This is a genomic window from Micromonospora sp. NPDC048935 (genome assembly GCF_043197875.1).
Classification (GTDB): Bacteria; Actinomycetota; Actinomycetes; order Mycobacteriales; family Micromonosporaceae; genus Micromonospora.
On the sequence record NZ_JBICTZ010000008.1, the window covers coordinates 68,633 to 81,267 of the forward strand.

At 72.6% G+C, this 12,635-nt stretch carries 16 protein-coding genes; 12 read left to right on the plus strand and 4 right to left on the minus strand.

All coding sequences use genetic code 11. The annotated features are described in order from the left end of the window. Positions 1 to 34 precede the first annotated feature (34 nt). From ACGFIW_RS22095 to hisF, 11 genes are all read left to right on the plus strand, one after another. Positions 35 to 1,108 carry a histidinol-phosphate transaminase gene (locus tag ACGFIW_RS22095; protein WP_393319400.1) on the plus strand — a complete coding sequence of 358 codons (1,074 nt, stop codon included), beginning with the start codon at positions 35 to 37 and terminating at the stop codon, positions 1,106 to 1,108. Then, positions 1,105 to 1,716, plus strand: a complete 612-nt coding sequence (hisB, locus tag ACGFIW_RS22100; RefSeq protein WP_393318688.1) for an imidazoleglycerol-phosphate dehydratase HisB — start codon at positions 1,105 to 1,107, stop codon at positions 1,714 to 1,716. The genes ACGFIW_RS22095 and hisB overlap by 4 nt, the downstream gene beginning before the upstream one ends. Positions 1,717 to 1,759: 43 nt before the next feature. Continuing rightward, entirely contained in the window at positions 1,760 to 1,933 is a 174-nt protein-coding gene (locus ACGFIW_RS22105) for a hypothetical protein (protein ID WP_393318690.1), read from the plus strand. Then, on the plus strand, positions 1,930 to 2,562 hold the full coding sequence (gene hisH / locus ACGFIW_RS22110; RefSeq protein ID WP_393318693.1) for an imidazole glycerol phosphate synthase subunit HisH: 633 nt from the start codon (positions 1,930 to 1,932) through the stop codon (positions 2,560 to 2,562). Before ACGFIW_RS22105 ends, hisH begins: the two co-directional genes overlap by 4 nt. 36 nt (positions 2,563 to 2,598) lie before the next feature. After that, a complete protein-coding gene (locus ACGFIW_RS22115) occupies positions 2,599 to 2,922 on the plus strand; it encodes a hypothetical protein (protein ID WP_393318696.1) in 324 nt (107 codons plus the stop codon). 14 nt (positions 2,923 to 2,936) lie between these two features. Further along, a complete protein-coding gene (gene priA / locus ACGFIW_RS22120) occupies positions 2,937 to 3,662 on the plus strand; it encodes a bifunctional 1-(5-phosphoribosyl)-5-((5-phosphoribosylamino)methylideneamino)imidazole-4-carboxamide isomerase/phosphoribosylanthranilate isomerase PriA (RefSeq protein WP_393318699.1) in 726 nt (241 codons plus the stop codon). Continuing rightward, entirely contained in the window at positions 3,659 to 4,048 is a 390-nt protein-coding gene (locus tag ACGFIW_RS22125; protein ID WP_393318702.1) for a Rid family hydrolase, read from the plus strand. The genes priA and ACGFIW_RS22125 overlap by 4 nt, the downstream gene beginning before the upstream one ends. Positions 4,049 to 4,126: 78 nt before the next feature. Next, positions 4,127 to 4,573: a MarR family winged helix-turn-helix transcriptional regulator gene (locus ACGFIW_RS22130; RefSeq protein WP_393318705.1), complete on the plus strand. Its 447-nt coding sequence runs from the start codon at positions 4,127 to 4,129 to the stop codon at positions 4,571 to 4,573. Positions 4,574 to 4,578: 5 nt separating this feature from the next. Then, entirely contained in the window at positions 4,579 to 5,010 is a 432-nt protein-coding gene (locus tag ACGFIW_RS22135; protein ID WP_393318708.1) for an organic hydroperoxide resistance protein, read from the plus strand. Between the two features lie 47 nt (positions 5,011 to 5,057). Beyond that, positions 5,058 to 6,053 (plus strand): NADP-dependent oxidoreductase, encoded by a 996-nt coding sequence (locus ACGFIW_RS22140; RefSeq protein WP_393318711.1) that lies wholly within the window; start codon positions 5,058 to 5,060, stop codon positions 6,051 to 6,053. Positions 6,054 to 6,126: 73 nt separating this feature from the next. After that, positions 6,127 to 6,894 carry an imidazole glycerol phosphate synthase subunit HisF gene (gene hisF / locus ACGFIW_RS22145; RefSeq protein WP_357069597.1) on the plus strand — a complete coding sequence of 256 codons (768 nt, stop codon included), beginning with the start codon at positions 6,127 to 6,129 and terminating at the stop codon, positions 6,892 to 6,894. A gap of 5 nt (positions 6,895 to 6,899) precedes the next feature. On the opposite strand, the gene ACGFIW_RS22150 is transcribed toward hisF, so the two are convergent. Together ACGFIW_RS22150 and ACGFIW_RS22155 are read right to left on the minus strand one after the other, a co-directional pair. Then, positions 6,900 to 7,361, minus strand: coding sequence for a hypothetical protein (locus tag ACGFIW_RS22150; RefSeq protein ID WP_357069599.1), 462 nt, complete (start codon positions 7,359 to 7,361; stop codon positions 6,900 to 6,902). Between the two features lie 101 nt (positions 7,362 to 7,462). Continuing rightward, positions 7,463 to 8,128: a YitT family protein gene (locus tag ACGFIW_RS22155; RefSeq protein WP_393318714.1), complete on the minus strand. Its 666-nt coding sequence runs from the start codon at positions 8,126 to 8,128 to the stop codon at positions 7,463 to 7,465. Positions 8,129 to 8,187: 59 nt separating this feature from the next. On the opposite strand from ACGFIW_RS22155, the gene ACGFIW_RS22160 reads away from it, so the two are divergent. Further along, the gene (locus tag ACGFIW_RS22160; RefSeq protein WP_393318717.1) at positions 8,188 to 9,645 is read left to right on the plus strand and encodes a PLP-dependent aminotransferase family protein; all 1,458 of its coding nucleotides are present in this window, start codon (positions 8,188 to 8,190) and stop codon (positions 9,643 to 9,645) included. A 61-nt stretch (positions 9,646 to 9,706) separates the two neighbouring features. Here ACGFIW_RS22160 and ACGFIW_RS22165 read toward each other — a convergent pair whose 3' ends face one another. Both ACGFIW_RS22165 and ACGFIW_RS22170 read right to left on the minus strand, forming a co-directional pair. Then, positions 9,707 to 11,533 carry an AMP-dependent synthetase/ligase gene (locus ACGFIW_RS22165; protein ID WP_393319403.1) on the minus strand — a complete coding sequence of 609 codons (1,827 nt, stop codon included), beginning with the start codon at positions 11,531 to 11,533 and terminating at the stop codon, positions 9,707 to 9,709. Between the two features lie 138 nt (positions 11,534 to 11,671). Next, positions 11,672 to 12,619: a terpene synthase gene (locus ACGFIW_RS22170; protein ID WP_393318720.1), complete on the minus strand. Its 948-nt coding sequence runs from the start codon at positions 12,617 to 12,619 to the stop codon at positions 11,672 to 11,674. Between the last annotated feature and the right edge of the window lie 16 nt (positions 12,620 to 12,635).

Genomic DNA, 12,635 nt, shown 5'->3' on the forward strand with positions numbered 1-12,635 from the left:
CGGGCGCAGCGAGCGCACCAGCAAACCCGGTCGCGTGACGAGCCTCGACGACCTGCCGATCCGTGCCGACCTGCGAGGGCTGTCGCCGTACGGCGCGCCGCAGCTGGACGTGCCGGTGCGGCTCAACACCAACGAGAACTCCCACCCGGTGCCGGAGCCGGTGGTCGATGCGATCGGCAAGGCGCTCGCGGCCGAGCTGCGGGAGCTCAACCGCTACCCGGACCGGGACGCGGTGGCGCTCCGCGCCGACCTGGCCGAATATCTCGGGCACGGGCTCACCGTCGAGCAGGTGTGGGCGGCCAACGGTTCCAACGAGATCCAGCAGCAGTTGCTCCAGGCGTTCGGTGGGCCGGGGCGCAGTGCGCTCGGCTTCGTTCCGGCGTACTCGATGCACCCGCTGCTGGCCCTCGGCACCGGCACCCGGTGGGTGCCCGCGCGGCGCGGCGTCGACTTCGGTCTGACCGTCGAGGAGGCGGTCGCCCAGGTCCGGGAGCACCGGCCCGACGTGGTCTTCCTCTGCTCGCCGAACAACCCCACCGGCACCGCCCTGGATCCGGCGGTGATCGCCGCGGTGCTCGACGTCGCGCCCGGGATGGTGGTCGTCGACGAGGCGTACGCCGAGTTCGCCCGACCGGGGACGGTCAGCGCCCTCGCGGTGTTGCCCGGCCACCCGCGGTTGGTGGTCACCCGGACGATGAGCAAGGCGTTCGGCTTCGCCGGCGGGCGGCTGGGTTACCTGGCCGCCGACCCGGCGGTGGTGCAGGCGGTGCAACTCGTCCGACTGCCGTATCATCTCTCCGCGCTGACCCAGGCCGCCGCCCGCGCGGCGGTGACCCACCGCGACACCCTCCTCGGTACGGTGAGCGCGATCATGGTGCAGCGGGACCGGATCGTGGCGACGCTGCGCGAGCGCGGGTTGCGGGTCGCCGACAGCGACGCCAATTTCGTGCTCTTCGAGGTGGGCGGCGACCAGACCACCGTCTGGCGCGCCCTGCTGGCGCAGGGGGTGCTGGTCCGTGACGTCGGCCTGCCCGGCTGGCTGCGGGTGACCGCCGGCACCGCCGCCGAGACCGACGCCTTCCTTTCTGCAATGGAGACTTCGCGATGAGTCGGACCGCCCGGGTGGAGCGGATCACCAAGGAGACCAAGGTTCTCGTCGAGATCGACCTCGACGGCGACGGCACCGCCGAGATCAGCACCGGCGTCGGCTTCTACGACCACATGCTGCACCAGATCGCCCGGCACGGCGGCTTCGACCTGACCGTCCGCACCGTGGGTGACCTGGAGATCGACGCGCACCACACGATCGAGGACACCGCCCTCGCCCTGGGCGCCGCGTTCGACCAGGCGCTGGGCGACAAGGCCGGCATCCGGCGGTACGGTTCGGCGACCGTGCCCATGGACGAGGTGCTGGTCCGGGCCGCGGTGGACCTGTCCGGTCGGCCGTACGTGGTGCACGACGAGCCGGCGCTGGCGCCGTACATCGGGCCGGTGTACGCGACGAGCATGACCCGCCACATCTGGGAGTCCTTCGGTCAGGCGGCCCGGGTCACGTTGCACGTCGACGTGCTGCGGGCGGCCCGGCCGGGGGGTCACCCGGACGCGCACCACGTGGTGGAGGCCCAGTTCAAGGCGGTCTCCCGGGCGTTGCGCGAGGCCACCGCGATCGACCCCCGTGCGGCGGGCGCGATCCCGAGCACGAAGGGCGCCCTCTGATGAGCGCGCGGAGCGCGGCGGTCGCGAATGGGAGGTGGCCCTGATGGGCGGCGTGTTGCCGACGTTGCTGCTGATCCTGGCCGGGGTGCTTGTCGGTGGCGCGTGGTCGCTTCACCGCCAGGGCGCGCCGAAGGGCGCGGTGGTCGTCACCGCGCTGCTCGCGGTGCTCGCCACCGTCGGCGGGGTGCTGTGGCTGCTGCCGGGTGGCGACGCGTGAGCGCCGTGGTGGTGCTCGACTACGGCTCGGGCAACCTGCGCTCGGCGGAGCGGGCGTTGGTCGCCGCCGGCGCGGATGTGCGGGTGACCGACGACCTGGCCGCCGCGGCGGACGCCGATGGTCTGGTGGTGCCGGGGGTGGGCGCGTACGCCGCGTGCATGGCCGGGATCGAGGCGCTCGGCGCCGGCCCGGTGATCGCCGAGCGGGTGGCCGCCGGCCGGCCGGTGCTCGGCATCTGCGTGGGCATGCAGGTGCTCTTCGAGCACGGTGACGAGCACGGTGTGGTGACCAAGGGGCTCGGGTTGCTGCCCGGCGGGGTGACCCGGCTGGCCGCCACCCGGTTGCCGCACATGGGCTGGAACACGGTCCGGGCGCCGGCCGGGTCGGTGCTCTTCGCGGGGCTGTCGGAGCAGAGCCGTTTCTACTTCGTGCACTCGTACGCGATGGGCGACCCGGCGGCGCTTGCCGCTGCCGGTGCCGTGGTGACCACCGCCCGGCACGACACGGATTTCGTGGCCGCGGTGGAGCGGGGTCCGCTGTCGGCGGCGCAGTTCCATCCGGAGAAGTCCGCCGACACCGGTGCCGCGCTGTTGCGCAACTGGCTCGCCACGCTGCCCAGCGGTGGCTGAGCGTCGTCGCCCGACGCCCGGTCCGCGGGTGTCGCGGTGAGCCGGGAGCGGGCCCGCCGGCGGGCGGAGCGGGAGGCGCAGCAGGCTCGGGAGCGGGCGGTGCGGCAGCGTCAGGTGGCGCGCCGGCAGCGCCGTCGCGCGGTGGTCCGCCGGTTGACGCCGCGGTTGCGGCGGGGCCGTTCCGGGCGGCTGGCGCGGCACACCCGGGGTGAGCGGGCCGCTATCGTGCTGCTCACCGGTGCGGCGTTGATTCTGATCTGGACGTTCGTCGACAACCTGGCGTTGCGCGTCGCGCTGATCGTGCTCTTGCTGCTCGTACTTCCGGCGATCGTCGTGATCGCCCTGGACCGTCGTACCTGATCGAGGAGAAGACGTTGAGCCTCACCCTGTTACCCGCCGTGGATGTCGCCGACGGCCGGGCCGTCCGGCTCGTGCAGGGCGCCCTCGGAAGCGAGAGCAACTACGGCGAGCCGCTGGACGCAGCCCTGGCCTGGCAGCGCGACGGCGCCGAGTGGATCCACCTGGTCGACCTGGACGCGGCGTTCGGTCGGGGCACCAACGCGCACCTGCTCGCCGAGGTGGTGCGGCAGTTGGACGTGAAGGTGGAGCTGTCCGGTGGCATCCGTGACGACGAGTCCCTGCGTGCGGCGCTGGGCACCGGGGCGGCCCGGGTGAACATCGGCACCGCGGCCCTGGAGGACCCGGTCTGGTGTGACCGGGTGGTGGGGGAGTATGGCGACCGGGTCGCCATCGGGTTGGACGTGCGGGGTCAGACCCTCTCCGCGCGGGGTTGGACCCGTGACGGCGGCGACCTGTTCGAGGTGCTGGAGCGGTTGGACAAGGCGGGCGCGAGCCGGTACGTGGTCACCGACATCACCAAGGACGGCACGATGCGTGGTCCGAACCTGGACCTGCTGCGCGAGGTGTGCGCCCGCACCGACCGGCCGGTGATCGCCTCCGGCGGTGTGTCCACGCTTGACGACCTGCGGGCGTTGGCGACCCTGGAGCCGGTCGGGGTGGAGGGCGTGATCGCCGGCAAGGCGCTCTACGCGGGGGCCTTCACGGTGGCCGAGGCGCTGCGGACCCTGGCCGAGGTGTGACCGTCACCCGACTCGGCTCGGGCGGCCCGTGGGAGCAGCACTACGGCTACTCGCGGGTGGTCCGGGCCGGCGACCGGGCCTTCACGGCCGGCTGTACGGCGACCGTGGACGGCCGGGTGGTGCACGTCGGTGACGCCGCCGCGCAGACCGCGCAGGCGCTGCGGATCGCGTTGGCGGCGCTCGCCGAGGTGGGCGCCGAGCCGGGCGACGTGATCCGGACCAGGATGTACGTGACCGATCGGCTGCACGCCGACGAGGTGGGCCGGGCGCACAACGTGGTCTTCGGTGCGGTCCGGCCGGCGGCGACGCTCGTGGTGGTGGCCGGTCTGCTGGATCCGGAGCACCTGGTCGAGGTGGAGGTGGAGGCGTACCTCGGCGGTCGCTGAGGTCCGGCGGGCGGTGCTTCTGGGCGACGTGCGGCCAATTAAGTTGTGCACAACTTAATTGTGGGCTATGGTTCACCGGTGACCGATGACCTGGTGCTGCGCCGGCAGGTGTGCTTCGCGCTCTACGCCGCGTCGCGCGCCCTGACCGACGTCTACCGGCCGATCCTCGACGAGGTCGGGATCACCTACCCGCAGTACCTGGTGCTGCTGGTGCTCTGGGAGCGCCCCGACGACGCCCCCACCGTGTCCGAGCTGGGCGCCGAGCTGCGACTGGACTCCGGCACGCTCTCCCCGCTGCTCAAGCGGCTGGAGGGGGCGGGCCTGGTGGTGCGGCGCCGGTCGGCGCGCGACGAGCGGCGGGTCGAGGTGGGCCTCACCGAGCGGGGTGCGGCACTGCGGGAGCGGCTCTGCGACGTTCCGCTGCGGATCGCCCAGGCCACCGGGCTCGGCATCACCGAGCTGGTCGCGCTGCGCGACACCCTCACCCGGGTCACCGACACCATCCACCGACAGAAGGAGCAGTGACTCTCATGCAGGCTCTCTACACCGCGTCCGCGACCGCGACCGGCGACGGCCGCGACGGCCACGTCCAGACCTCCGACGGCACCCTCGCGCTCGACCTGGCCGTGCCGAAGGAGATGGGTGGCGCCGGTGGTGCCGCGAACCCCGAGCAGCTCTTCGCCGCCGGCTACGCGGCCTGCTTCCACAGCGCCCTGCGGCTGGTGGGCCGGCGGGCCAAGGCCGACGTGAGCGACTCCGTCGTCGCCGCCGAGGTCGGCATCGGCCCGAACGGCAGCGGCGGGTTCGGGCTCACCGTGCGGCTCGTCGTCGACCTGCCCGCCGTCTCCCGCGAGACCGCCGAGCAGCTCGTCGAGCAGGCCCACCAGGTCTGCCCGTACTCCAACGCCACCCGCGGCAACATCGACGTCGCGCTGACCGTCCGGGAGACCTCGGCCGCGTGACGTCGCGGACCCAGGCCCCCCACCACGGACGAGAGGACGACCACCCCGTGACCGGCAATCGTGAGATCCACCTGGCCAACCGCCCGCAGGGTTGGCCCACCGAGGACACCTTCCGGCTCGTCGAGACCGACGTCCCGACACCCGGACCGGGCCAGCTCGTGGTCCGCAACCAGTACCTGTCCGTCGACCCGTACATGCGCGGACGGATGAACGACGTCAAGTCGTACGTGCCGCCGTTCGCCCTCGACGCCCCGCTCGACGGTGCGGCGGTCGGCGAGGTGGTGGCCAGCGAGTCACCGGACGTCGCGGTCGGCGACACCGTGCTGCACGGGCTGGGCTGGCGGGAGTACGCGCTGCTCGACGCCACCTCCGCCCGGCCGGTCGACCCGAGCCTGGCACCGGTCAGCGCGTACCTCGGTGTGCTCGGCATGCCCGGGCTGACCGCGTACGCCGGGTTGCTGGAGGTGGCCGCGATGAAGCCCGGCGAGACGGTGTTCGTCTCCGCCGCGGCCGGCGCGGTCGGCAGCCTGGTCGGCCAGATCGCCAAGCTCAAGGGCGCCGCCCGGGTGGTCGGCAGCGCCGGGTCGCCGGCCAAGGTCGAGCGGCTGCGGGCGTTGGGCTTCGACGCCGCCTTCGACTACCACGACGGGGTCCGCGAGTCGCTGCAGGCCGCCGCTCCGGACGGCATCGACGTCTACTTCGACAACGTCGGAGGCGACCACCTGGAGGCGGCGATCTCGGCCATGAACCTGCATGGCCGGGTCGCCGTCTGCGGCATGATCGCGCAGTACAACGCCACCGAACCGCCGGCCGCGCCGCGCAACCTGACGCTGGTCATCGGCAAGCGGCTCACCCTGCGCGGCTTCCTGGTAAACGACCACAACGACATGCGGTCGACGTTCGTCAGCGACGTCTCCGGCTGGCTGCGCGAGGGCAAGCTGTCCTACGACGAGACGGTCGTGGACGGCATCGAGAACGCCCCGGACGCGTTCCTCGGTCTGCTGCGCGGCGACAACGTCGGCAAGATGCTCGTCAAGGTGTGACCTGGACCTCGTCCACGGCGGTCGACCCGATCGGGTCGACCGCCGTGGCGCGTGCGGAGGATAGGCTCGCGGCATGACGGTGGCGGTACGGGTGATCCCCTGTCTCGACGTGGACGCCGGGCGGGTGGTCAAGGGGGTCAACTTCCTCGACCTGCGCGACGCCGGTGACCCGGTGGAGTTGGCCGCTGCGTACGACCGGGCCGGGGCGGACGAGCTGACCTTCCTCGACGTGACCGCGTCCTCGAGTGACCGGGGCACCATGCTCGACGTGGTGCGCCGCACCGCCGAGTCGGTGTTCATCCCGCTGACCGTCGGTGGCGGGGTCCGGCAGGTCGCCGACGTGGACACGCTGCTGCGCGCCGGGGCGGACAAGGTCGGCGTGAACACCGCCGCCATCGCCCGGCCGGAGTTGATCGCCGAGATCGCCGACCGGTTCGGCCGGCAGGTGCTGGTGCTCTCCCTCGACGTGCGCCGGGCCCCGACCGACATCACCCCCAGCGGGTTCGAGGTCACCACCCATGGCGGCCGGCGCGGCACGGGCATCGACGCGGTGTGGTGGGCGCAGCGGGGGGCCGAGCTGGGCGCGGGCGAGATCCTGCTCAACTCGATGGACGCCGACGGCACCAAGGCCGGCTTCGACCTGGAGCTGATCGCCGCGGTGCGGGCGGTGGTGGACGTGCCGGTGGTGGCCAGCGGGGGCGCCGGCGAGGTGGCCCACTTTCCACCCGCGATCGGCGCGGGCGCGGACGCGGTGCTCGCCGCCAGTGTCTTCCACTTCGGTGAGCTGACCGTGGCCGAGGTCAAGGACGCGCTGCGGCACAGCGGCCACCCGGTGCGCTGACCCGGTCAGTGCCCGCCGGAGTGCCCCTCCGGTGACCGGCGGGGCGTGGGGATCGAGCGGACGGCGTATTCCTGGACGGCCGCCGCGTGGTCGGCCTCGTCCAGGCGCCAGTCGGCGCTGCCGGGCGCGTGCCGGCGGGTCAGCACGCCCTGCACGGTGTCCACCATGGTCGCCACGCCCGCGCGTGGGCGGGTGCGCCAGAGCTGCTCACCCTCGGCGGTGATCCGGAACCAGCCGTCGCTGACACTGACCAGCCCGGCCCCGACCAGCCGCTGGACGGCGGCCTCCACCTCGTGCCGCTGCGGAATGGCGTGGTTGAGGTGGTCGGCGGTGGAGAGCACGTCGGTCAGACGCACGCCCTCCGGCCGTCGACTTGTCGCCGACCGACGGTGCCGTCCGGCCCCGCTGGCGATGACCAGCGACACGAAGATCCACGCGTCCGTCCAGCGCCAACCGTTCTCCCCCATGCAGAGATGATGACGGCGCGCGTCGCGGAAGGGAACACCCACCCTTCGAACTGGTATGTCGTAGCACCACGACGTACCGGTTCGCGGACGGTGGGTGAGGTTCAGCCGGTGGGGGTGACCTGCGCGGCGCTGCCCGGGGTGGGCGCGGCGTCGTCCGCGCCGTCGGGCACCGCGAACATCGGGATGAAGAGTTGGGCCAACGGGCCGATGGCCAACGCGTACGCGATGGTGCCCACACCGACCGTGCCGTCGAGCAGCCAGCCGAGCGCCAGCACGGTGACCTCGATGACGGTGCGCACCAGCCGGATCGACAGCCCCGGTCGGCGGGCCGCGAAGCCGGTCATCAGCCCGTCCCGGGGGCCCGGCCCGAGTCGTGCGCCGAGGTAGAGGCCGGTGGCGGCGCCGTTGGCGATGATCCCGCTGACCAGCAGCGCGATCCGGACGCCGAGCGGGCCACCGGTGGGCAGGAGGGCCAGCGTGGCATCCACGACCAGGCCAATCACCACGACATTGCTGACCGTGCCGAGACCCGGTCGCTGTCGCAACGGGATCCAGAGCAGCAGCACCAGCGCGCCGACGGCGATGGTGACGGTGCCGAAGGAGAGCCCGGTCAGCTTGGACAGCCCCTGGTGGAACACGTCCCAGGGGTCGAGGCCCAGGTCGGAGCGGAGCATCAGGGCCATGCTGACGCCGTAGAGGGTGAGCCCGAGGTAGAGCTGCGCCAGTCGCCGAACCGGCCGGTGCCGCAGATTGCCAAGCAGTGCCATGCATGCCACTCTAGGTGCCAATCCTCAGCGAGGAAGAAGCCAATATTCCAGGAGTGGTTATGACCGGGCAGGTGCGTGGCGTCCAATTGGCCCGTCTGCTCGGCCAGTGGCACGCCCTGCCGGGTCGTCGGCGCAGCCCCGACTACGCCGCACTCGCCGGGTCGGTGCGCGGGCTGCTCGCCGACGGCCGGTTGCCGCTGGGCGTCCGCCTCCCGGCCGAACGGGAACTGGCCGAGGCGCTGCGGATCAGCCGGACCACGGTCACCGCCGCGTACCGGCAGCTACGCGAGACCGGGCACCTGGCCAGCCGCCGCGGTGCCGGCAGCTGGACGATGCTGCCCGGCAACCACCGGGTGGCCAGCACCGGCCTGTGGACCCCGCTCGACGACCGGGACATGCTCGACCTCGGCGTCGCCGCGCTGGCCGCCCCGCCGCAACTGCTGACGGCCGCCCGCGCGGCCACGGAGGACCTGCCCCGATACCTGGGTGGGGCCGGTTACCACCCGACCGGCATCATCGAGCTGCGCGAGGCGGTGGCCGGCGCGTACACCGCCCGGGGTCTGCCCACCTCGCCCGACCAGATCATGGTCACCAGCGGCACCCAGCACGCACTGGACCTGGTGTTGCGACTCGCTCTCGCCCCGGGCGGCAACGTCCTGGTCGAGTCACCGACCTATCCCAACGCGCTCGCCGCGCTGGCCGGCCGCCGCGCCCGGATCACCACCCACGGCCTGGCCGCCGACGTCGGGGGGTGGGAGCCGGACCTGCTGCTGGGCAGCCTCCGGCAGACCCGGCCCAAGCTGGCCTACCTGATCCCGGAGTTCCAGAACCCGACCGGGCACCTGATGCCCGCCGTGCTTCGGGAGCGGGTGGTGGCCGCCGCCCACGCGGTCGGCACCGACCTGGTCATCGACGAGTCCTTCGTGGACCTCGCGTTGGACGGCGGCGAGCCGCCACCCCCGGTCGCCGTCTACGACCGGCACAGTCGGGTGATCAGCATCGGCGGGATGAGCAAGACCTACTGGGGCGGCCTGCGGATCGGCTGGGTGCGCGCCTCCGCGCCGCAGGTGCAGCGGCTGGCCGCCGTCCGGGTCGGGGTGGACATGGCCAGCCCGGTGCTGGACCAACTGGTGGCGGTGCACCTGCTCGCCGACGCCGAGGCCATCGTCGCCGACCGCCGCGTCCAGTTGACCGGCCAGCGCGACGCCCTGCTCGGCGCGCTGGCGCACCGGCTGCCGGACTGGCGGGTCACCGTGCCAACCGGTGGCGTGACGCTCTGGGCCGAGTTGGACGGCCCGGTCTCCAGCGCGCTGGCCCGGGCCGCCGAGGAGGTCGGCGTACGGCTGGCGCCCGGCCCCCGGTTCGGCCTGGACGGCACCCTGGAGCGTTTCCTGCGGCTGCCGTTCACCCTGCCCGCCGCGGATCTGGTGGAGGCCGTCGGGCGGATCGCGGCGGTCCGCTACGACCTGGACCGGACCGGCGGGCAGCGGTGGCGGCAACCGGCGGTCATCGCCTGAGCCGGACCGACGGAGAAGCCGGTGGCCCCGCACCGGCGGGTGCGGGGCCACCGGCGACGCGTCACAGTTCGGCGAGGCTGCCGGCGTACATCTTGTCGATCTCGGCCGCGAAGTTGCTCTCCACGCCCCGTCGCTTGATCTTCAGGGACGGGGTGATCTCGCCGTCCTCGATCGTCAGGTCGCGGGGCAGGATGGCCACCTTCTTGATCGTCTCCCAGCGGTTGAGCTTGGCGTTGAGCTGGGCCACGTACTCCTCGACCATCGTCTGGGCCTCCGGCGAGGCGACGATCTCGGTGTAGTCGCGTCCTTCGAGAGGGCCGCCGGCGACCCAGCCCCGGATCGCCTCCGGGTCCAACGTGACGAGCATCGTGCAGAAGTTGCGGGCCTGACCGACCACGATCGCCTGCGAGGTGTACGGGCAGATCGCCTTGAACATCCCCTCGATGTGCGACGGTGCCACGTACTTGCCGCCCGAGGTCTTGACCAGGTCCTTCTTGCGGTCGGTGATCCGCAGGTAGCCCCGCTCGTCCAGGGTGCCGATGTCACCGGTACGGAAGAAGCCGTCCTCGGTGAACGCGGCGGCGGTCTCCTCCGGCAGGTTGTGGTAGCCACGCATCACCGGCCGACCCCGCACCAGGATCTCCCCGTCGGTGTCGATCCTGCACTCCAGGTCACCCATCGCCCGGCCCACCGTGCCGATCTGGAGCCCGGACGGCGGGTTGACGAAGTTGCCGGCGCTGGTCTCGGTCAGGCCGTAGCCCTCGGAGATCGGCAGGTTCGCCGCGGCGAAGAAGGTGGCGATCTCCGGGCTGAGCGGAGCCGCGCCGGACACCAAGACCCGCATCCGGCCGCCGAGGCGGGCCTGTAGTTTGCTGAACACCAGCTTCTCAGCCAGGCCGTAGCGCAGCTTCAGCCCACCCGGCACCGGCTTGCCGGCTTGCTCCAGGGCCACCTTCTCCTTGCCGACCCGGACGCCCCAGGCGAAGATCTTCGCCTTCGCGCCGCCGGCGCCCTGTGCGGTGGTCACCGCCCGGTTGTAGACCTTCTCGAACACCCGGGGGGCACCGCACATCAGCGTCGGGCGGATCACCGACAGCAGGTCGACCAACTTCTCCACCCGCCCGTCGACATAGGTGGGCAGGCCGACGTGGATGGCGCCGCAGAGCAGCGTCTTGCCGAACGAGTGGGCCAGCGGCAGCCACAGGTACTGCAGGTCGTCGTCGCGTAGCAGCCCGACCTCCGCCTGCGCCACGGCCTCCCAGCACCAGCCGCCGTGCAGCAGCTCGACGCCCTTGGGCCGACCGGTGGTGCCGGAGGTGTAGATCAGGGTGGCCAGGTGGTCGGGGCCGATGCCGGCCACCAGCATGTCGATCAGCTCCGGCTCGGCGGCCAGCGCGCGGGTGCCCCGCTCCTCCAACTCGGCGAGCGTCAGTTGCGGGATCGCGGCGGCGGGGTCGACGGCGCCGTCGAGGAGCACCACGTGGGTCAGCGCGGGCAGGTCGGCGCCGGCGATCTTCCCCGCCTGGGCCGGGTTCTCCGCGAAGAGCACCTTCGAGCCGGAGTCGGCGACGATGTACGTCGCGTCCGCCGGCTCGGTGGTCGGGTAGACGGTGGTCGTCGCCCCGCCGGCGCACATGATGCCGAGATCGGCGACCACCCAGTCCAGTCGGGTGTTGGCGAGGATCGCGACCGGGTCCTCCGGGCCGACGCCCAGACCGTGCAGGCCGGCGGCGACCGCCTTGGCCCGCTGGCCGACCTGCTCCCAGGTCAGCCAGACCGGTCCCGCGTCGTCGGGGGCCGGGGACGCGAACGCGTGCCGGTCGGGGGTGGCCGCCACGCGCCTGAGAAACATGTCCGGGATGGAGCGGTACGGGACATCGAGAGCCATCGCTGTAGCCGCCTTCGGGGGTGGTGGCGTGACGGTCGTCACGTCATGATGGTTACCGAAGAGTATTGCCTGGCGCGGTGCGTCGGCTAGCCCCGGTGATCGTCCGGCCGTCGCGCCCCGCCGATCGGTACCGTCGGATCAGGCGTACCGGGCGGCCACGACCGACCAGTCGTAGGTGGCGCGGACCCAGTTGCGCCGTGCGGCCAGCGTGTCGCGCATGCCCTCGCCGCCCCTGGCCAGCAGCGCCTCCTCGGCATCGACGAACGCGGTAAGCCCCTCGTTGAACCGGTTCGCCGCCGCCCACAGCGCGGTCGCCTCGTCCGCGCCGCTGGCTCGGGCGAGCACCGTCACCAGATTGTGCGCGTCCGGGTCCGCCTGGCTCTCCTTGCCGTAGGAGAAGAGGTCGTTGCACCAGCAGACCAGGTCCACCGTCAGCAGGTCCAGGGCGACAAGTGCCGGGTCGGCGCGCAGGCGCGACCCGAGTGGTCGCGCCGCCGCCAGGTCGGTGAGCGTGAGGCAGGGGCGTACGCCGCCGATGTGCCGCCGCAGTTGGACGTACTCCGCCACCTCGGGTATCCGCCGCCGCTCCCGGTTGGCCGCCTCCCACAGCAGCGCCAGCAGGTACTCCCGCATCTGGCTGACGAACCGCAGCAGCAGTGTCGGGCGGTCGTGCAGCCGGGTCCGGCGGCACAGGTCGTGCAGCGTGTCACCGAGCGGCCCGACGGCGGGCGGCACCACCTCCGGGTCCCCGCAGCGGTCCAGCACGTCGATGAGGGTGCTGATCGCGGGCCCCAGCCGGGCCGGGTCGGCGCCGAGCCCGTCCTCGTCGCAGGCGTCGTCCATGACGAATAGCCAACTGATCAGGTCGGTGAGCAGTCGTAGCCCGTCCACCGATCCGTACGGGCAGGCGCGCCCGGCCAGGCCGGCGGCGTCGGCCCGTTGCAGTCGGTGGACGCGATGGCTGGAATCGACCAGCCCGAACGCACGCGCCCACTCGACGCTCTCGCTCGCCACCTGCTCCGTGGCCCCGTGGTGGTCGGCGCGAAACGGGGGCTCCCGCAGCGCCGAAATCGCAAAATTCCGCACAGTGCGCCCCCCACTT